15 protein-coding genes and 4 pseudogenes are annotated in these 19,635 nt (G+C 45.6%); 9 read left to right on the plus strand and 10 right to left on the minus strand.

Annotated elements, in window-relative coordinates; genetic code table 11:
• Window positions 1–560 precede the first annotated feature (560 nt).
• Together HED65_RS19265 and HED65_RS19270 are read right to left on the minus strand one after the other, a co-directional pair.
• Complete coding sequence (locus tag HED65_RS19265; RefSeq protein WP_114979767.1) at window positions 561–1,061, minus strand: antirestriction protein ArdA; 501 nt, start codon at window positions 1,059–1,061, stop codon at window positions 561–563.
• A gap of 41 nt (window positions 1,062–1,102) precedes the next feature.
• Entirely contained in the window at window positions 1,103–1,489 is a 387-nt protein-coding gene (locus HED65_RS19270) for an antirestriction protein (RefSeq protein ID WP_114979768.1), read from the minus strand.
• 301 nt (window positions 1,490–1,790) lie between these two features.
• Between HED65_RS19270 and HED65_RS19275 the strand changes: the two are divergent.
• Window positions 1,791–2,049 (plus strand): annotated as a pseudogene (locus HED65_RS19275) (chorismate mutase).
• A 748-nt stretch (window positions 2,050–2,797) separates the two neighbouring features.
• On the opposite strand, the gene HED65_RS19280 reads toward HED65_RS19275, so the two are convergent.
• Window positions 2,798–3,562, minus strand: a complete 765-nt coding sequence (locus HED65_RS19280) for an EAL domain-containing protein (RefSeq protein ID WP_209313460.1) — start codon at window positions 3,560–3,562, stop codon at window positions 2,798–2,800.
• A 37-nt stretch (window positions 3,563–3,599) separates the two neighbouring features.
• Between HED65_RS19280 and HED65_RS19285 the strand changes: the two are divergent.
• The 3 genes and pseudogenes from HED65_RS19285 to HED65_RS19295 all read left to right on the plus strand — a co-directional run.
• A pseudogene (locus HED65_RS19285) lies at window positions 3,600–4,450 on the plus strand (IS3 family transposase); the annotation flags it as partial.
• A 283-nt stretch (window positions 4,451–4,733) separates the two neighbouring features.
• On the plus strand, window positions 4,734–5,816 hold the full coding sequence (locus HED65_RS19290) for an IS110 family RNA-guided transposase (protein WP_114979770.1): 1,083 nt from the start codon (window positions 4,734–4,736) through the stop codon (window positions 5,814–5,816).
• A gap of 16 nt (window positions 5,817–5,832) precedes the next feature.
• Window positions 5,833–6,129 (plus strand): annotated as a pseudogene (locus HED65_RS19295) (IS3 family transposase); the annotation flags it as partial.
• 659 nt (window positions 6,130–6,788) lie between these two features.
• Here the strand turns inward: HED65_RS19295 and HED65_RS19300 are convergent.
• Window positions 6,789–7,760, minus strand: a complete 972-nt coding sequence (locus HED65_RS19300; protein WP_114979771.1) for a ParB/RepB/Spo0J family plasmid partition protein — start codon at window positions 7,758–7,760, stop codon at window positions 6,789–6,791.
• Window positions 7,760–8,926, minus strand: coding sequence for a plasmid-partitioning protein SopA (gene sopA / locus HED65_RS19305; RefSeq protein ID WP_114979842.1), 1,167 nt, complete (start codon window positions 8,924–8,926; stop codon window positions 7,760–7,762). Before sopA ends, HED65_RS19300 begins: the two co-directional genes overlap by 1 nt.
• Before the next feature lie 744 nt (window positions 8,927–9,670).
• Here sopA and HED65_RS19310 point away from each other — a divergent pair.
• Entirely contained in the window at window positions 9,671–10,681 is a 1,011-nt protein-coding gene (locus HED65_RS19310) for a RepB family plasmid replication initiator protein (protein WP_114979843.1), read from the plus strand.
• A 261-nt stretch (window positions 10,682–10,942) separates the two neighbouring features.
• Here the strand turns inward: HED65_RS19310 and HED65_RS22780 are convergent.
• A pseudogene (locus tag HED65_RS22780) lies at window positions 10,943–11,681 on the minus strand (tyrosine-type recombinase/integrase).
• A gap of 380 nt (window positions 11,682–12,061) precedes the next feature.
• Between HED65_RS22780 and vapB the strand changes: the two are divergent.
• From vapB to HED65_RS19340, 4 genes are all read left to right on the plus strand, one after another.
• Complete coding sequence (gene vapB / locus HED65_RS19325; protein WP_114979772.1) at window positions 12,062–12,292, plus strand: type II toxin-antitoxin system VapB family antitoxin; 231 nt, start codon at window positions 12,062–12,064, stop codon at window positions 12,290–12,292.
• Window positions 12,289–12,663 (plus strand): type II toxin-antitoxin system VapC family toxin, encoded by a 375-nt coding sequence (locus HED65_RS19330; protein WP_114979773.1) that lies wholly within the window; start codon window positions 12,289–12,291, stop codon window positions 12,661–12,663. The genes vapB and HED65_RS19330 overlap by 4 nt, the downstream gene beginning before the upstream one ends.
• 33 nt (window positions 12,664–12,696) lie before the next feature.
• Window positions 12,697–12,942 (plus strand): KH domain-containing protein, encoded by a 246-nt coding sequence (locus HED65_RS19335; RefSeq protein ID WP_114979774.1) that lies wholly within the window; start codon window positions 12,697–12,699, stop codon window positions 12,940–12,942.
• A gap of 276 nt (window positions 12,943–13,218) precedes the next feature.
• The gene (locus HED65_RS19340; protein ID WP_114979775.1) at window positions 13,219–14,253 is read left to right on the plus strand and encodes a S66 family peptidase; all 1,035 of its coding nucleotides are present in this window, start codon (window positions 13,219–13,221) and stop codon (window positions 14,251–14,253) included.
• 99 nt (window positions 14,254–14,352) lie between these two features.
• Here the strand turns inward: HED65_RS19340 and HED65_RS19345 are convergent, their stop codons facing one another.
• The 4 genes from HED65_RS19345 to HED65_RS19360 are packed head-to-tail and all read right to left on the minus strand — an operon-like array spanning window position 14,353 to window position 19,187.
• Window positions 14,353–16,122, minus strand: coding sequence for a GNAT family N-acetyltransferase (locus HED65_RS19345; RefSeq protein ID WP_114979776.1), 1,770 nt, complete (start codon window positions 16,120–16,122; stop codon window positions 14,353–14,355).
• Window positions 16,107–16,910, minus strand: a complete 804-nt coding sequence (locus HED65_RS19350) for a class I SAM-dependent methyltransferase (protein ID WP_114979777.1) — start codon at window positions 16,908–16,910, stop codon at window positions 16,107–16,109. The genes HED65_RS19345 and HED65_RS19350 overlap by 16 nt, the downstream gene beginning before the upstream one ends.
• On the minus strand, window positions 16,891–18,132 hold the full coding sequence (locus HED65_RS19355; RefSeq protein ID WP_114979844.1) for an MFS transporter: 1,242 nt from the start codon (window positions 18,130–18,132) through the stop codon (window positions 16,891–16,893). The genes HED65_RS19350 and HED65_RS19355 overlap by 20 nt, the downstream gene beginning before the upstream one ends.
• On the minus strand, window positions 18,129–19,187 hold the full coding sequence (locus tag HED65_RS19360; RefSeq protein WP_114979778.1) for a HesA/MoeB/ThiF family protein: 1,059 nt from the start codon (window positions 19,185–19,187) through the stop codon (window positions 18,129–18,131). The genes HED65_RS19355 and HED65_RS19360 overlap by 4 nt, the downstream gene beginning before the upstream one ends.
• Window positions 19,188–19,635: the final 448 nt, after the last annotated feature.

The following is a 19,635-nucleotide window of genomic DNA, read 5'->3' on the forward strand; positions in this document are numbered from 1 at the left end:
TTACCTTCACCCGTTTGAGAGCCGTTCGCCGCAAGGGCGTAAACGAGCACGGCCCGGCGCAGATGTCCGGGGTGAGCGGGAAATTTTTTTCGGTCTAATGGAGCCTGCGGAATGGCCGGGAAAAATTTATTGCGAAAGGTTTACCGTCCCTGGACAGCCAGGCGGGTTGTGCTTGTCTCAGCCCCGGCGAATGGACTCAAACGGGTGAAACGGCACCAGAGGATAGGAGCAGGAACCCGCCGCAACGACGGAACGCGCGGGCGCGAAACGGCGTTGCCCTCCAGAGTGCCGGCAGCTTTATCGCCGGCACGGTGAAAGCGGCGCGACCGGAACGGTCGCAGCAAGCGCTGCCCTTGACCTTGACCTCAGACACTAGCCGTCAGGCCCGAAATACCATTTTTACCCCCTGAACGCTTTCCCGGCGACCAGCAACGGTGAGGAAGATGCGCGGCGCCGCAGGCGCGACGGAACGCCTCACCGGCAGGCTAAGCCTGCCAGGGTTTTCGCGCGACCGGACCTGCCTGCGGTGCCGGCAGAGGTTCCCCCCTGCCCCTCCCGACTCAGTTGTAAAAAACAAACCCGTCGATGTACACATAGCCGCAGCTGAACAAATCGCGCGCGTAAGCCTCATAATCGAAGTAGCACCGCAGGGATTCAGGCATCTCATTCAGCAGACCGTGATCCTCCACAAAGCCATAAGCAAAGTCTTCCTCACTGTCTGCCTCTCCGTAATACGCCGCACCGAAGGCGTCATAATCGCATTCCCCGGTATATTCAGCCCAGGCCACAAACGCGCCGGTTCGCCTTTCTTCCTGTGCCTGTCTGAAGGCCGCGATATACTCCCAGTTCACCGAGGATTCAGACGCAAACTGAGACGGGATCCCCTCCCGGTCCTGAAACATAAACTCGGGGTCGTCCTCGCCGGCATGAAGCTCACGACACGCCTCCAGAAATTCGTCTTCGCCGTCAATATCCGTCAGATCAAGCCATTTCCCGAAAATGCTGCCGCAGTTATATTTATGGTATGTCCCCACGTACGCGGCCGGTGCTGTTGCATTCATTTTTAGCTCCTTAAACGGGGCCCAGGCGCCCCGGTGTGGTATCAGTCCAAGGCTGCGTAAATAGCAGCGCATTCGTCATGGGAGTCGATGAAATTCCATAACTGCGATTCCCGCAGCATCAGGTGACGTGTCAGAGCTGCATCGCCGCGTTCATGGTGCAACCAGATTCGGCGGTTGATCGCCAGCGCCGTAATAATGATTCCTGCCGCATCCGCACTGACAGAACGATCAAACCAGTTATCCGGATTAGTCAGATGGAAACGATCACCATCCGGCATCATGTAGCCGCCACCCTCCGGAATACGGATGAAATGCCAGAATCCTCCGCAGTAATCGGGGATGTGTTTCTCAGCGAGCGCATAGACCTGCATCTCTGCGGCCAGAAAATCTTTACCAAACAGATCCGGCAGGAACGACATCTTCAACATTCAGCATGGTTTGACGGACGTGATACATAGCAACCTCCACAGGTTCATAAGATTGCGGCACTACCCGTCGCGATGCAGGAGGCTGAATACAAGGTTTCTCTCCCCCATTTTTCGGGCGCAGGGAGAAAAGCGGAAGCAGATGTCGCAACGCGACAGACACAGCAATAAGGCCACAGACCGGAGGGATGGGGGCGGGTGAAGCGGAGCCGGCGACATCCTTAGCCCCGGACATACACACTGGTTCCGGACTGAATATGGTGTACCCTGACAAACCCACGCACTAGTTTAATAGTTCACCGCTATTGAAGAGGTCAGAAACCGGATCGACCAGTTAGACAGAGAACTGGTTAACATCATCGCCCGGCGTGCCGAATGTGTTAAAGCTGCGACGGCATTCAAGACGGACATTCCACCGTCCGGGCTCCCGATCGCGTGCAACAGGTCATCGACAGGGTTCGCAGGCAGCTGAGGCCGGGCTTTCAGAAGAGATCATTGAGAAAAGCAACCGGACCATGACAGGCATGTCGATGGTGGCTCCCGAGCCTGAAAGCCAGAAATAAGCGGGGCAAGTTAAGGACAATAAAGTGTCGGCTCCGTTTTAGGGGCTTCCTACTTCTGAAGTGCAATAAATTAAACAATCCTTAAGAATAGGCTTTTTGCGCACAAATAATTAACTTTTCATATAATTCAAAATTGTTACTATCACATTTAATTATGATCGCATCTTTAGGGATAAAAGACAGACAAGCGGGTATGCACTGGAATTATTAGTGCGGCGAGGAGTGATGTCGTTCTCCGCACTTTTTTAGTGCTCAAAGCGAGCAGCCTAAAGCCCACCGGCCGCTGCCATAGTGCCAGAAACAGGATCGGACATTTCACCCCCTCTGCAAGCGCATTTATCGAGCATAAGCTTGAGCAACATGACCAGCTTCAGTATACCGCAACGAAGACTGACTGAGCCGGTCTGCCTGCGGCAGCCGGATAACGGAAATGCAAGCTTTCGTTTTTACCCGTTCTGGTAGCTGTTAGAGGTGATCGGTTATGAGAAAATAGCTGACGCAAACGGTTGCGTCGATTCGAGCCGTTTTCGACACATTATCTATCGCTGTGATGGCGTTGTTGTTTAGCATTTTATTCATTACGTCTCCTCCCCCTGGGGAGACGTCTTTTTTCCTCGCACACCTCACAATGTCTGCAACCCCAAACGCCCCTGAAAAATCGACTTTGATACAGAGGCAGTTAAGGGATTAGATATTCATCTATGAAAGTATGGCCTTCGGAAGAAAGGTTTTAAGTTCTGGATGGAAGTCAGATGCTGCCATATTCCGTACTTGCTGCAGGGGTACCTGCTCTGAGTTTGTTTAACCTTTCCACGGCAATAACGTCTCTTTGGCACGGAGCGGGAGGAGCGTAAAAATAACCCTGCATCTCCGCACATCCTTCCGCAAGGATACGATCAAACTGCTCCTGAGTTTCTACCCCTTCAGCGACTGTAGTCACTCCAAGACGCTTACCAAGATCAGTGACAGCTCTAACGACAGCTGCACAGTCCGGCCGAATGACGGCATCCTCAACAAAACTGCCGTCAATTTTGATTTTGTCGAACGTGAACATGCGCAGGTGTGCCAGTGATGAGTAACCAGTCCCGAAATCATCCAGCGCAACACGTACCCAAATATCACGCAAGCATCGCAGGTCTGCTATGATACTGGCTTCCTCATTCAGTAATGCGGTTTCTGTAACCTCAATCTCAAGTCGATCCGGAGCAAGGTTTGATTCAGCCAGCACGGCCATTACTGCAGAAGAGATAGCTCCCTTACCAAGTTGCGCAGCTGAAACATTGACGGCTACACGCGCACCATCTTTCCATTCTCTAGCTTCTGCGCAGGCCTGTCGAAGAACAAAAATACCTAGTATGTCAATCAGATCACTTTGTTCTGCCACGGGTATGAATTCACCGGGAGAAACCCAGCCTCGATCCTGGTGATACCAACGTATAAGCGCTTCCCGGGAAGTCACTTTTCTAGTCACGATATCCGTTATGGGGTGAATCGCCACAGGTTTAACAGACACCTCAGAGTCATTTAAAATGACTTAAAGAGAGGTGCCCATAAGCGGTAAGCGTTATCCCGAAGAGTTTAAAATTGAAGCAGTCAAACAGATTGTTGATCGTGGTTATTCTGTTTCCAGCGTTGCAACACGTTTTGATATCACCACCCACAGCCTTTACGCCTGGATAAAGAAGTACGGTCCGGATTCTTCCACTAATAAAGAACAGTCAGATGCTCAGGCCGAGATCCGTCGTCTCCAGAAAGAGCTGAAACGGGTTACCGACGAACGGGACATATTAAAAAAAGCCGCGGCGTACTTCGCAAAGCTGTCCGACTGAGGTACGCCTTTATCCGTGACAACACCTGTTGCTGGCCTGTTCGCCTGCTCTGTCGGGTGTTGGATGTTCATCCCAGTGGCTTTTACGCCTGGCTTCAGCCGCCGCATTCGCAACGCCATCAGGCAGACCTGAGACTGACAGGGCAGATTAAACAGTTCTGGCTGGAATCGGGATGCGTATAAGGATATCGAAAGATCCATCTGGATCTACGGGACAGAGGCCAACAGTGCGGAGTGAACAGAGTCTGGCGACTGATGAAGCGAGTCGGGATAAAGGCTCAGGTCGGGTACCGGAGCCCGCGGGCACGCAAAGGCGAAGCCAGTATCGTGTCGCCCAACAGGCTCCAGCGACAGTTCAATCCGGATGCTCCGGATGAGCGTTGGGTAACAGACATCACCTACATCAGGACCCACGAAGGCTGGCTGTATCTTGCTGTGGTTGTTGATCTGTTCTCACGCAAAATTATCGGCTGGTCAATGCAATCCCGGATGACAAAGGACATTGTCCTGAATGCACTGCTGATGGCTGTATGGCGGCGTAATCCCCAAAAACAGGTGCTGGTTCACTCGGATAGTAAGAATGTCGGTGTCAGTTTTCATCATCATGCTTGCTGTTTTGCCTGACCGGTGAGATCACTGATGCAGTGAAGACTTCCCGGTTTCCTGACTCACACTCTGAACGACCTGCAATGTGTCTTTCCCTGGATCCGTCGGTAACCGGGAAGTACCTCATGCGAGGCTTCTCCTCACCGATGCGCGTGACTCAAGAAGGGCCTGACGGCTTGTCTCTTTACTGTCCTGTCCGGGTTATCGTCAGGAGAATTGACGAATACTTTCTTCAGCAGGAAAACGACCTATGGCAAAGGCAAAAACTGTTCATTCATCGTTTGTCGTTGGTGGTGTAGATACGCATAAAGATTTACATGTCGCAGCTGTGGTTGATCAAAATAACCGGATTTTAGGCAGCGAGTTCTTCTCCACAACTCGTCAGGGATACCGACAAATGCTGACCTGGATGGCTTCTTTCGGAACGGTTGAGCGTATCGGTGTTGAATGCACGGGTTCGTACGGAGCAGGTCTTCTGCGCTACCTTCAGAATGCTAAAATCGACGTTCTGGAGGTCACCGCACCAGATAAAATGGAACGCCGTAAACGGGGTAAAAGCGATACGATCGATGCAGAAAGTGCCGCTCACGCTGCTTTCTCACGCATACGCACCGTCACACCAAAAACGCGTAGAGGAATGATTGAAGCGCTACGTGTCCTGAAAGTCTGCCGCAAAACAGCAGTTGCGGCACGACGTATTGCACTTCAAATGATCCAGATGAATATTGTCTCTGCTCCGGATGAGCTCCGAGACCAGATACGTCATCTCACAAGGATGCAGTTGATCCGTACTTTGGCTTCGTGGCGGCCTGATGTTACCGCATATCGTCATGTTCAGGATGCCTACCGTATTGCCCTGAAATCGCTGGCCCGCAGATATCTTGAGCTCCATGACGAAATAGCCGATCTGGACGTCATGATAACGTCAATAGTCGATGAGCTGGCACCTGAGCTTATCAAACGTAAAGCGGTGGGATATGAATGTGCTTCGCAGTTGTTGATCACTGCAGGTGATAATCCTCAGCGTCTGAACTCTGAGTCCGGCTTTGCCGCGCTATGTGGCGTAAGCCCTGTCCCGGTATCTTCCGGAAAAACAAACCGGCACCGACTTAATCGTGGCGGTGATCGCGCAGCCAATAGTGCCCTGCATATTATCGCGATCGGTCGATTACGGACAGACGCGAGAACACAGGAATATGTGGCAAAGCGGGTAGCAGAAGGTCATTCTAAAATGGAAGCACTGCGTTGCCTCAAGCGCTATATCTCACGTGAAGTCTATACGCTGCTGCGAAATCAAAATCGGCAGATCAACAGTACCCAAATAATGACTTGACTCTTAGAAGGGCGTCCAGGGCAGTCAGTACACAAGCCATAAGTGGCAGTCGTTCCTGAAATCACACGGCCTGGAGGGCAGCATGAGCCGTCGCGGTAACTGCCACGATAATGCGGTTGCAGAAAGCTTTTTCCAGTTGTTGAAACGCGAGCGGATAAAGAAAAAGATCTATGGAACGCGGGAAGAAGCCCGTAGCGATATTTTTGATTACATCGAAATGTTTTATAACAGTAAGCGTCGGCATGGTTCGAGTGATCAGATGTCACCGACAGAATATGAAAACCAATATTATCAACGGCTCACAAGTGTCTAGATTATCCGTGACGATTAACTGGGACCACGGTCCCACCTGTACATATGAGGAACTGATTACGGGCTGGGACCACGGTCCCACCTGCACATATGAGGAACTGAGTACGGGCTGGGACCACGGTCCCACCTATACATATGAGGAACTGATTACGGGCTGGGACCACGGTCCCACCGGCGCATATGAGGAACTGATTACGGGCTGGGACCACGGTCCCACCTGCGAATATGGGAGCTTTGCCTCGTCCCGACTATACATTATCTGCGCGCATGTGATTAATATCATCAAGTACATTCAACATCGCATCACTGTGTGCAGCGGATACACTTCATCAACAGGATCAGCGGGATACCCATTCTGACTGAAATCATCTAGTAGTATTCCCGCATTGAAGTTCTCGTAGCCATTGATTCAGTTCCTGTTGAGAGCCCTGAATGCTTCCGCAATAATCTGGGGGTTCGAGAAGATGGTGCTCGTAACATTTTAGCGGCAGGATATGTCGTGCTTGCCTGAGGAAGGATGTCGAAGCAGGAACCCACCGAGGTAATTCAGGCTCCGGTCTGAACGCTGTATAAATCCCCCGTCCTTTAGGGCGGGGAGGATGTCAACAACTGGTCAGTTCAAAAAAGACTTAACTTAAGGCAAGGGACAGAAAGCGATTATCAGGAGGTATGGGATTCAAGTTCTTTCAGAATAGCTTCAATCTTCTCTATACACTCAGCCGGTAACCGGCTTCTGTCGAGATTAAGAATAATTTTATCCCCTTTATAAAGAGCTGATGCGCCCGGAGCATACTGATGGCGTGAACTCAGACTTCCACGAGCCGTAACATTATTTTTCAGTACAGAAGTAAGCAGCGAGATCAATTCATCCGCTTCAAAAATGACACCGGCTTTCTTTTGCTCATGAAGCTCAGAGGCCTGAGCTACGAGCCAGCTTTCCTTACCCTCAAAAACTTTAAGAAGCGATTCTCCGGCGCGGGCTGACAATTCCCCCGGGTGAGAGAATAGGGCCACGACAGACCTGGGAAGGCGAGCGGTATTTAAACAACGGGTAATAATTTTTCGAGATATATTTTCCGCATCGGCCAGAGCAGATATGTTACCTGAAAACTTGTTTTCGAGCAGGGATGCGTAGCGTTGGCCACGTTCGTAGGCACTGGTAGGACGATAGTCGTTCCCTAGTCGGGACAATGCCGACATCTGTTCATCATCAAGTTCGCCGACCAGAATACGGTAATCACTGGAAGTGAGGATCGCAGCTTTCCGACGTCGACTCCCGTCAGCAACTTCAATGACGCCTGATACCCGGCGTCCAAAAGCCGGAGTCTGCTGTCCCGCAACGATAAAAGAGGGGATCAAATCATCGAGGGCATCTTCAGTTAACAGTTCCTGATCCCGCTCGTTACCTGACCAGACACGTGACAATTCTTCTATCGAATTTCCCGGAATAGCTTCGAGGGTGAATTTAACTTCGCGGCCACAGACCGGAAGCAAAATCGTATTCCCACGTGCCATAGCCCCAACACGTGCAATTAATGAATCGACCATTGGTGCAGCAGGTACCGGAGACTGTATGGTATCTGCTGATGTTGTTTTCATTGTATGTTTTGGAATGACAGGTGCGCGCTTCATTATCTGATCTCCCAGCGAGGTTTAATCAGCCGATCAAAAATTTCATTACAGACAGGTTCCCAGATGGAAAGGGCATTTCGCCACGCGCCGGTAGATGAGCGCTGATCAATAGCCTGTTCAAAAACCGTTCTCATACGGATCTGACCTTTACCCACTTCGTCTGTTTCACGCACCACATTCTTAAGAACCATTCCCCCCCAGGCATCCCTGATTTGTTCTTCCATCCAGGGGGACTGAGAACCATTATTATTGCTGTATTTCGTCAGGAGAATACGAACATCAGGCTCAAATCCTTTCAGATCTACATTTTTCATCAAATCCCGGAGCATATCGAAGAACTGCAGTGCAGAAGTATAATCAAATAGTTCTGCTGGCGTCGGGACAATCAGAACATCGGCAGCACAGACCACATTAATAGTACCAATACCCAGATTTGGCGCACTGTCTATAACGATTACATCGTAATCATGGGCGACAGTTTCAATAGCCAGACGCAGCATGAGGTGAGGATCAGTCGGGAGTTTGCCTTCATCAAACTTCCCCATGAGCTCAGTTTCAATACGATGCAATGCCAGGCAGGACGGAATAATATCCAGTCCTGGCCAACAGGTGGGTTTAACGGCATAACTGGCATCATCTTTTTCCCCCAGATAAAAGGGGAGGAGTGTATCTTCTGCATGAATGTGAAGATCTGGTACCCAACCGTGATACATTGAGGCGGTCCCCTGTGGATCATTACCCTCAACAAGCAGGACACGTAAACCTTTCAGTGCAAGATCCTGTGCCAGATGAACAGACACAGAGGTCTTATAAACCCCTCCTTTATGTGCTGCAACAGCAATCACAGGCGGGAACGAGTCTTCAGAACGCCGGAGACGAGTTCCGAATACATCTCTCATATGGTTGATTTGTTCGATCGTATAGCCAACACGTTGTTCCACTCTTCCGCGGGTTTCCATGTCCGGATGCGGAAGTCGGCCGGCTTTCTCTGCATCCCTGATAGCCTGAGAAGAAACACCCACTAAATCAGCTGCTTCTCCAATCCTCCACCGGCGCGTTATTTTCCGTGCCTCGGGGCTGTCATCGTTAAACTGGGCTATTGCTATTGCTTTCGTCATTCCATGGCCAGCGTTAATGCACTGGTCAAGCGTATCCATTAATCCCATCATTGAGCATCCTTTAATCATTACTTTGCATTATTTTATTAAATCTTGTGTTTTAATGCAAAGCAACAATAAAAAAGCAAAGCCTAGATAAAACTGCAAAGTTGTTCACATAATATTCATATTGATACTGTGATATGCGTCAGTTCCATACCTCTGTCAATATTATGGAACCGCTCGCCGCAGTAAGCAGGCGCACTAGTGAGGATGCGGCGAGGAAGCGGAATTACTGCTGGCTGATATAGGGTACTTACACACTTATGCTTCAAAATCAGAGGGTTAATGAGATATCGATAATAAATGTTGACTGCGGTATGGTGAAAAATTCACTGTAGTATGCAGATTATTTGGTTTGCAGAGATTCAGACTGTATTAGGTACTGTTGCATGCCATAGTCAATATTTATTGGGTTGTATTTACCGTCGAAGAAGACGCTGCTTGTTTTCATGGGTGATCAATTTGTGGATCAAGGGATTGTGGTGTCAGGTGTGGGTTATTCATATCTACGATCCAATAATTGATCCCTTAAGAGATCCCATTTAGATCATAAAGAGATCCCTGGATCGTTACAGCCCTTGTCCTGTCTGCGCTGAGAGGTTAACTCCATTGACTGTGGTGTGGAATATATTTACTGAAGTATGGCCTTTCTAATACTGTGATACGCAACGGTATTTACTGAGGTATGTATTTCCGTTGACTGAGACATGCGTATATACTTGCCTTTGTGGATAACTGTTGGTGTATAAAATGACTTACGAAAATAACGAGTTACCTCTCAATCTTCAGGAAATTGATAAGACAACCGGCGAAGTTGTTAAGCTGGATGTCAACAGTGCCAGTACGGTACAGCCTGTGGCGCTCATGAGGCTGGGTCTGTTCGTTCCTACGTTAAAGTCCACTTCCAGGAGTAAGACCAACCGTAAAAACGTCACAGATGCTACTGAGGAGCTCGTACAGCTGTCGATCGCTAGGAGTGAAGGGTACAACGACGTGAAGATCACAGGATCGCGCCTGGACATGGATACGGACTTCAAGGTCTGGCTCGGGATCATCCGCTCAATGTCTGAGTATGGTGTGAAAAAGGACACGCTGGAACTCTCATTTGTCGAGTTCGTTAAAATGTGTGGTTTTGACTCCCGTCGTTCAAACAAGAAAATGCGCGATCGCATCAGCAATTCGTTATTCAAACTCGCTTCAGTCACGCTTAAATTCCAGAGCGAAACAAAAGGGTGGACGACCCACCTGGTGCAGTCTGCCTTCTACGATATCAACGAAGACATCGTGGAGATCAAGGCTGAGCCCAAGCTGTTTGAGCTGTATCACATGGACAGGCGGGTATTACTGCGCCTGAAAGCCATTGATGCACTGCAGCGAAAGGAATCAGCACAGGCGCTTTATACCTATATCGAAAGCCTTCCACAGGATCCGGCGCCGATTTCCATGAAACGAATGCGGGACCGTCTTAATCTGACCTCCAACGTTTATACGCAGAACCATACGGTGCGCAAGGCCATGGAGCAGCTCAGGGATATTGGTTATTTGGATTACACCGAATTCAAACGTGGCAGGTCAACCTACTTCAGTGTGCATTACCGGAATCCAAAGCTAATCAGCAATACGGTGAAAGTACCGCGCAAGGGAGAGACGGAGAAAGCGCCTGAACAGAACTACGATGAAGTGATTAAGGCGCTGAAAGCGGCCGGAATCGATCCGAAAAAACTCGCTGAAGCCCTCACTAGTATGAAACCAGAAGATTGACTGCAATATGCAGATTATTCACTGCGGTGTGTTATTTTTCTCACGTTGACTGCGCTATGCAGAGTACATACCACAGTCAATGTTTCCCTTCCGGTAAGACATTTAACCGCTTTAATGAATTGACTACTGTATGCTGGCATTAACTGTAGCATGAAGAAATTGACTGTAGTATGCATTGTAGTTGTTCTGACGAGCCATTATTGACTGAGGTATGTCAGGCCGCGCACCTCAGTCAATATCTGCCGGATCTGCTGTATGGATTCACTTTCCTGGAAGCTGTGAGCGGAGAATTTCGGCGGCGTCCCGGTCATCACAGATAAAGGGAACGACCTGAGTGGCCGCCATGTCCAGCTAGAACAACCGCGTATACACCTCCATCGAGCGTGGATCCTTGTGACCAGCCAGCGTCTGAATAACCTTCCGGGGCTGGCGGTGATAGAGCATGTGCATGATATAGCTGTGCTGGAAGGTATGCGGCGTCACCGGAATCGAAAAATGCACCCGTCAGCTTCGGCCAGCTTTACGGCCTGTTTCAGCTAGTTCCGCATGGTTTCATCGGTGACTGCTCACAACGGTTCACGTCCACGGGGGCGGGTGGTGACCATCCGGCTCTCCATCTACCTGACATAGCTTATATCAGTCAGCGGGACCAGACGGACCTTGTCCTTGCGCGGGTGCCCGCGCAAGGACTTTTTCAGACCGCACCCGCACAAAAGGCCTTAATCCATTGAGGTCAAACGACTCCCGAGTCAGCGTTCTCGCCTCACCAATACGGATGCCGGTGTTCCACATCGCCGCAAACAGCATGTGATGACGCTGATCGGGCATATAGTAGAGGAGAGCGCTTACTTCAGGCGGCAAGCATGTAGGCCGGTGTGGCACCGGTGGAGGTGGCCATGCGTCGTAATGCCAGTGCGGTCGCAAAATCAACACCCGGGACGATCGGCAACAACGAAACGCGTTCTAGTGAATTCTGCAGAGGAATGATGTTGTTGTTTATAGACTATTTTTCACGTAGCGCACGGCGGGTATAAAGCTATTCTGGCCTGAATGGCCCGATCCTTGCGTCACTATAAATCGCAGCGCGCGGATCCGTTTATTATCCTATCCCGCATTATTGTGGGTAAAACCAAATGCGTAAAGGATCCTTTTTCACCTCATATCCACGCTGGAGTCAGTCATGGCAAGGGCTGAGGGCTGTTTTACCTTTTTTCGGATCTTCGCGGAGAAAGAGGTAAAAGAGTATAGGTATGGAATATCCACATGCCTGGCATCTGCATATGTCAGCCATACGCATACCTTGAACATCTGCATATGCTATGACTATACATCTGCCTAAACTGAGCATATGTATAAAGGTCGGTCGTCCAGAAGGAAATAATGAGAACCGTATCGGTATTTAAAAACGGCAACAACCGCGCCATCCGTCTGCCCCGCGATCTGGATTTTGAGGGGGTGAGCGAGCTGGAGATCGTCAGGGAAGGGGACAGCATCATTCTGCGTCCCGTCCGGCCGACCTGGGGCTCGTTCGCGAAGCTCGAAAAAGCTGACCCGGACTTTATGGTGGATCGCGGGGACGTTGTCAGCGATGAAGGACGCTTTGAACTATAAAAAAGACCTGGATGCTCGACACGAACATCTGCTCGTTCATCATGCGCGAGCAGCCGGAAGCCGTGCTGACGCGCCTCGAGCAGGCGGTGCTGCGCGGCCACCGTATAGTGATCTCGGCCATCACCTGGTCTGAGATTTCCCTGGCCGCCCAGGCTGCAGCTCCCGCCACGCAGCAGCTGGCTGAGGCATTCGCTGCCCGCCTCGATGCCATCCTGCCCTGGGACCGACTCGCGGTGGACGCCGCAACGGAGATTAAGGTGGCACTGCGCATGGCCGGGCACGCCATTGCGGCCGGCGCGGTACTGGTGACGAATAATACACGAGAGTTTGAGCGGGTGCCGGGCCTGATGCTGGAAGACTGGGTAAAATAAAACCGAAAAGATTTCGTGATGGAGACTACACACATGACTTCAGAACACACGAGCTACGGCTGGCATTTCAAAGAGCACGCAGAAGATTTCTCCGCAGATATTGTTATTGATCTGGAACATCTGCCTCCGGAGCTTAAACAGGCCGCTCTTCAGATTTTACTGAATCAGATGGACAGCGATACGGCAGAGAAAAAACTGGCCGAATTAATACAGCAACTTGAGTTTGATATAACCACAGCAGAGCTATCCGCGTTTCTGTTTAAACCGGGCCATACCTGACAGCTGACCCGGTAGTGATATCAGTGAAGAACGTCAGAGGACTTCACTCCGGCGGCGGGATCAGATTACAGAGCCGTGCCTCTGGCCGGTACCGTCAATATGGTGATATCAACGCCTTCTAACTTCAGTAGCTGAATTTTTTAGCGTTCCCCCCACCCCCCCGGCGATTCAGGATATCATGCTGCTAACAGAGATCTATCTCAGGTAAGTTATGAAAAAATGGCTGAGAAAAAGTATCATGTTTAATTTGACAGGTACAAGGTATAAGGAGCTTCAATGACAAAATTCAGAGCCCCCCTGCTTGCTCCTCCGCTGGCTGTGGGAGATACTATCGGTTTCTTCTCCTCATCTGCCCCCGTAACAGTAACGGCTCCAAACCGCTTTAGTCGGGCAAAACACTTTCTTCAGGAAAAGGGATTTAAACTTAAAGCGGGAAAGTTGACCGGAAAGTCTGATTATTATCGTTCAGGCACAATTCAGGAAAGGGTGCAGGAATTCAATGAACTGATCTATGATTCGAAAGTCCGCTGTATTATGTCAACAATTGGGGGGGATAACAGCAATTCACTGTTACCTTTCATTGACTATGATGCCCTTGTAGCAGACCCCAAAATAATTATTGGATATTCCGATACAACAGCTCTGCTTGCTGGTATATATGCAAAAACAGGATTAATCACTTTTTATGGTCCTGCTTTGGTTCCTTCATTTGGTGAATTTCCTCCCCTTGTCAACTCAACATATAAATATTTCATTGAAGTACTGACAAGGCAACAGACGAGCAGCTATACCTACAGATTACCTGATAAATGGACTGATGAACGACTTAACTGGGATGAAAAAAAACCTGTACGCCCTAAAAAACTCTACGACAATAATTACAAATTTTATGGCAAGGGAAGGGTGAAAGGGCGGGTGATCGGAGGAAATCTTAATACCCTGACAGGGATCTGGGGTAGTGAATGGATGCCAAAAATTAGATGTGGTGATATTTTATTCATTGAAGACAGTTTGAAGGATATCGCGACTGTTGAACGTTTATTCTCAATGCTAAGCCTCAACGGAATTTTCGATAAAGTTAGTGCGATTCTTCTTGGAAAGCATGAACTTTTTGATAATGCTGGAAGTGGCCGAAAACCATATGACGTATTAATTGAAGTGATTGGTAAACGTCAACTACCTATTGTTGATGGATTTGATTGTTGTCATACTCACCCAATGTTGACGTTACCACTTGGAGCCGAAATAGTTATCAATTTCGAAAATAAGGAAATATCCGTGGTTAGTAACTATCTGAGAGAGTTACCATAGATTTTGGCATGCAGACAGTTTCTACTTATTATGGATATTCGTTTAATAAATATGAGGGGTGACATAGGACTCACCCCATCCACTGGGAAAAATATTGATTTAATGTGCTAATTTTGCATATATATTTTGGTCATGAGCAACGCCATTTATTACTTCAGCATTTCGTAACACCCCCTCAAGAGTAAAACCACATCTAAGAGCAACAGCATTACTCTTAATGTTATCAACTGCACATTTTATAACAAATCGATTAATCTTTCCGGTGGAACTGTAATCGTGAATTAATTTTTTAATTGATTGAGTTATAATGCCTTTTCCCTGAAAACGCTTTCCTAACCAGTATCCAATGTAAGCGGTATGATTGGCACAGTCAATGTTATTAAATGATATAACTCCAGCGACACGCGATTCGAAAATTATAAGGAGTACTAATGCAGTGTTATTTTGATTATTTAGTCTTGATTGCTCAATAAAACTTATTGAGTCAGACAATTCATTGACATGCTTAGGCCACTCCATACTATTGCTAAAATATAATTTATTGTCTTGGATGAGCTTGAAAAGTTGATCTGAGTGTTTAAGTTGAGGGTAGGATAAAACTATGTTATCTGTAATAGTGATTTCATCAATACTATTTGATATATCGTATCGACGGAAATCGTGTTCTTGTCGATGTGCTCGAGATATATCAAGAACACCACCCGCTATGCTATATATAGGGTATAGCCTACGAGTCCATTGATTACTTGTTTGCATGTCATAAGCTCCGCAGCCACGAATAGAAAAAAAAGAATCAATCAGGTTTTCAGGAGTAAAAACTGAAGGAAAAAGACAATCACATTCAAAACAGTTAAAGCCAGCCAAAATATACTCTTCTTTTTTTCTTTCATCATGCCTATTTTTATGTATAAATGAAACAAATGAATGATCCCAGTTTCTTACAGAGGGAATCCAGTTTATTCCAATATTACTTTGTGCAACATTAACACCATACCTTTTTTTAATATTAGAAACCTTCCCAATAAAATACCCGAAATCTTCGACAAAATGTCTTCCGGGTTCAAACATATAATTCCAGTTATTATACTTGTCACCAAAGCACTGTTGGACGGTCTCTCGGATTACAGAGAAAAAACATTCTGGCTCAGGTGTTTTAGTTGTGTTTGAAGTGTCAAATGAATCTGCAGGAATGCCACTTCCAAGATTCAGTGTGCCATACTCAGGCATATATTCTAAGAGAATATCTTCATATTGCTTGATCGAGTTGCATATTTTATCTGCAGTTGGAAGATTTGATCCAACATGTAAATGGAAGCCTGATAATATCAGGTGATTGGACTTTGTAACTATTTTGTCGAGTAAATCTAGCACTTCATCTTTAGACAAACCGAACCTTGATAAATTGTCGTCGTAGAAGTGAGATAATCTGATATGAATTTTGCATTGCAAACCTTTATTTTGGCATAATTCTTCAAGTCTTTTGCACTCATCAACATTATCAATCTCAACTAAAGCGCCAACTTCTATTGCCTTAATAAGCTCTGATGATAATTTTAAAGGGCCATCAAAAACTATAGATTTAAAACCATCTATCTGCGCTAGCCTCATTTCATCCGCAGAACACACTTCAGCATGAAAGCCACGTTCTGACACAACCTGGCACCATTGTGCCAGGTTGTTAGACTTGTATGAATACGCAATACTATAGCGCGAAAAATTTTCTTTAAGTTGTGATAAATAACAGTCCAGTCGTTCAAGTGCCGCATCAATATCGAAAATCATAAATGGGAACTCACCAGACTCTTTTCCAGTGTCAATTAACTCTTTTGCGTGTTTAATAATTTTGTATGGTGTTATTTTTTGCGCCATAATTGTAAGGTAACTCCCTGATAGTCTCTCTGTTTATTTAGTGGTTCACGAATTTTTAAAAGCCGTTCAAAAAATCGAGAGCGGAGATCAGTTTGAAGTTTTTTCGTAAATTCATTTCGATTGAATATGTAATCATAAATGTCATCTTTGAGTTCATCGAAACTTTGTGACTCCATTTCATGATTTTCTTCTTTTATTAGAGTAAAATCCCTTGAGAAGAATTGATGCCAAAAGTGAAGGTTCCATGAAGGATCAGGTCTAAAGTTAATTGCGTTATAAACATCATTAATCAGTTCTTCAGGTATTTCACGCCTGTAATAAAAGTTGGCAACACATATAATTCCATTACGTTTTAAGCATCGATATACTTCTTTTAAAGCAGCAACTCGATCCTGTATAAATGCAAAATTACATCCCCCTAATACATGTGTGAACTCGTTATCTTTAAAAGGCAAGTTGCAAGCATCAGCCACTATATATTCGAGGGTATCGCCCGCATTCAGCTCACTAGCCTTGTCATTTGCAACCTTTACAGCTGCATCAGATATATCAATTCCTTTTGAGGATGAGCCGGTTCTTTTGTAACATTCTCGCGAACTAAAGCCGGTTGAACAGGCCAAGTCCAACAAGTAAGAATCCTTGTTGATGTTTGCATACTTGATCCAGTGGTCAATAGTATATTCTGCGCCTGGAGGGGTGTTATCCTGTCGCATAAGCGCTACGAAGTCTGGATAACTCATGTTAGCAATAATTTCTTCTGTTAATAACTCATTGGGATTGACTGTCATATATTACCTCTTTAGAACTGCTAGACCATTTTAAAAAGTAAAAGCCACAAAGAATATATGCCACTGCTGAAATAAAAATATAATCTACAACTGGTATATTTCTTGGGAGTAAGGAAATACATCCTAAAATAATAATAGATGAAATTCTACATGAAAGGGAAACAATTCCAAGCGATCCAGATATATATTTTTCATCATCACTTTTTAGTTGGCTTATAAATATATTCTGCGCCCCTACCGGAATGATTGAAATCATCCCGTGAATAATAGAGAAAGCTAAGACACTTAGCATGTCATGCCTGTTTGTTATTAATAAAAACAATACAATACAAAGTCCGGAACTTAGAATTGAAAATATTACAGTTAACATGGAATACATCTTACTTTGCACATTGAATTTAGGTAGGTATGAGTTGGCTAGGTACTGAGAAGAAAAAGCGCCAACATGACACATAAGTAAAACAATAAGCTCTTTATTAGATATAGACCCTATGTTTTTGTCAGATAGCATGATTGGTTGCCAAAAATGATAAATTACTTGAACTCCAAGCGTAAAAGTACAGCTAATTAATATGAAATATTTACCGCTACGGCTCGTAGATATTACATTGATGCTTTCCAGTGCTTGCTTAACAAAATTCCCCTCAATTTTGCTTGAGCTTCTTATGTTCTTTTTACTAGATTTCGCTGCTAAAAAAATGCCAAGGACAATGAACATTAAAACCATAGAAATTAAATAGCCAGCCTTGTATGAACCATAAAAATACACTGCAAAAATGCCTATGGTTCCTGTTATAACACTACCGAATGACGAAACCCTTTCACACAAATGTGCACATAATGAAAATTTATCATGCTTCCCGTCAAGAGAGCTTAATACCCATCCTTCAATAGCTCCAGATATACTGCATATTCCTATAGCATAGGATATTTCAGAAAAAAGTAAGGCAGTGAAATTTGGTGACAATGTGCACAGTGGATAAAAAATAATTGTAAAAAAAACGCCAATCACGACTATTTGTTTTCGATAATATCTGTCCGCAAAGACTGATAAAGGAAAATCAAGAAGCAGTACCGTAGCGGAAAAAACAATCTGCAAGATTGCTAGTTGAGAAATGCTAATACCTGTTGAGATTAAAAATGCAGCATGATAAACACCAATTAACATGCGAATCGCATTATAAAGGCCATAATTAACTGATAACATTTTTGCCGTATTCACATTCTGCACCCGCATACAGAACAGATTGGTGAGCGGTCCATGTTTTGAACATGAATTTTTGTTTCATCCGTCCAAATACCAATTCTTTTATTAAGAGATAAAGGTTCTGCATACTGTCCAATGAATTTAATAACGTCACCAGCACAAAGTGCTGCTGCTAAATTATTGACCGGAGCGAAGGTTGCAGGTTTAAAATGGCTGTTGATTGCCTTAATCTGGTAATCTATATCATTTTTTTCAGATCCGTATATACTTGCAACAACTTTTTGACACTCATAGCATCCCGTTTTCCCGGGTATGTATAAGGGGCCAAATACAGAAATGTCATTTACATAACCTGCATTAATATAAGCTTGGTTCATTGTTACACAATATTTATTTACCCAATTAATTAAATTAAATGGATGATCTGCCGATACTATCCAAATATCTGCTTCAGGTATATGTTCGAGATCTTTATAGGTTTTAATTTGCAATGATAATTCAGATACCGATATGGCTGAATTTCTACGAAGCAATTCCCTCTTCATGATAGCGTTTTTTTTAGACCCAACATCGTCTTCTGTAAATAGAATTTGTCTTGTGAGATTTGACATTTCTATCTCATCATCATCGACAAGTACAATCTCCCCAACACCAGCCGTTGCAAGCACAGCAGAAGTATGGTTTCCTATGCCCCCACAACCAAGAATTACTACTTTAGATTTTCTTAGTTTTTCTTGTACAACCTCTGGATCTGCTCCATAGCTTTGATAATGTAAATAGTTTCGAGAGTAACGGTTCTCTTCAAAGCTTTCTGTATAGTGAGCCGGAATGATGAAGTTGTATTTTAGGAGAAATGTATAGCAATATAAAAATTGTTCTTCTGATATTACCTTTTTCAGTTCTAGTCGTGCGTGCTCATAATCTTTTGGTTCAATAAAACAGTACGCAGTCTGAACTGTTTTTTCCCATAGGTCGAGGTCTTCTATTAACTGTTCTTTTGAACCTCCACCAATCAGACCACCTTTTCCAAACCTTGCGATTTTAACATGCCGGCCTAATACATACTCCATTTTCAAGCCTTCCCTCTGCTATTCTAGGTGATGAAATTATATATATGCTGCCTCATGTGAGGCAGCATTCTCATGATATTACTGCTCTATATCAATTAGCATTGCCAGTACGCATTTTCATTCTCCTTATGCAATTAGTAGATTTCTTGCCCTCTCGTTGAGGGACTTTTTTTTTATATCACAGGTTCAGTGGTATTTACTGTGTGATATTTGGTTTGTTGATATATATCAATTTTCTTTTATTTTTTATTACATCATGCTTTCTATAGGCTACATTTATTTTTTTTACATTTTTTTCGGGTTGTGGATTTTTGTGGAACTATTATCAGTGATTAAGTGGGAGGGGTGTATAATATATTATACACCAGGCCTATGAAATTCCGAAAATATATAAGTTCCCCGTTAGCATTGAAAGCATCCTCATTGGCGTGGTGCTGTAGAACAATGG

Source organism: Pantoea sp. LS15 (assembly GCF_012241585.1).
In the GTDB taxonomy this organism is placed as follows: domain Bacteria; phylum Pseudomonadota; class Gammaproteobacteria; order Enterobacterales; family Enterobacteriaceae; genus Enterobacter.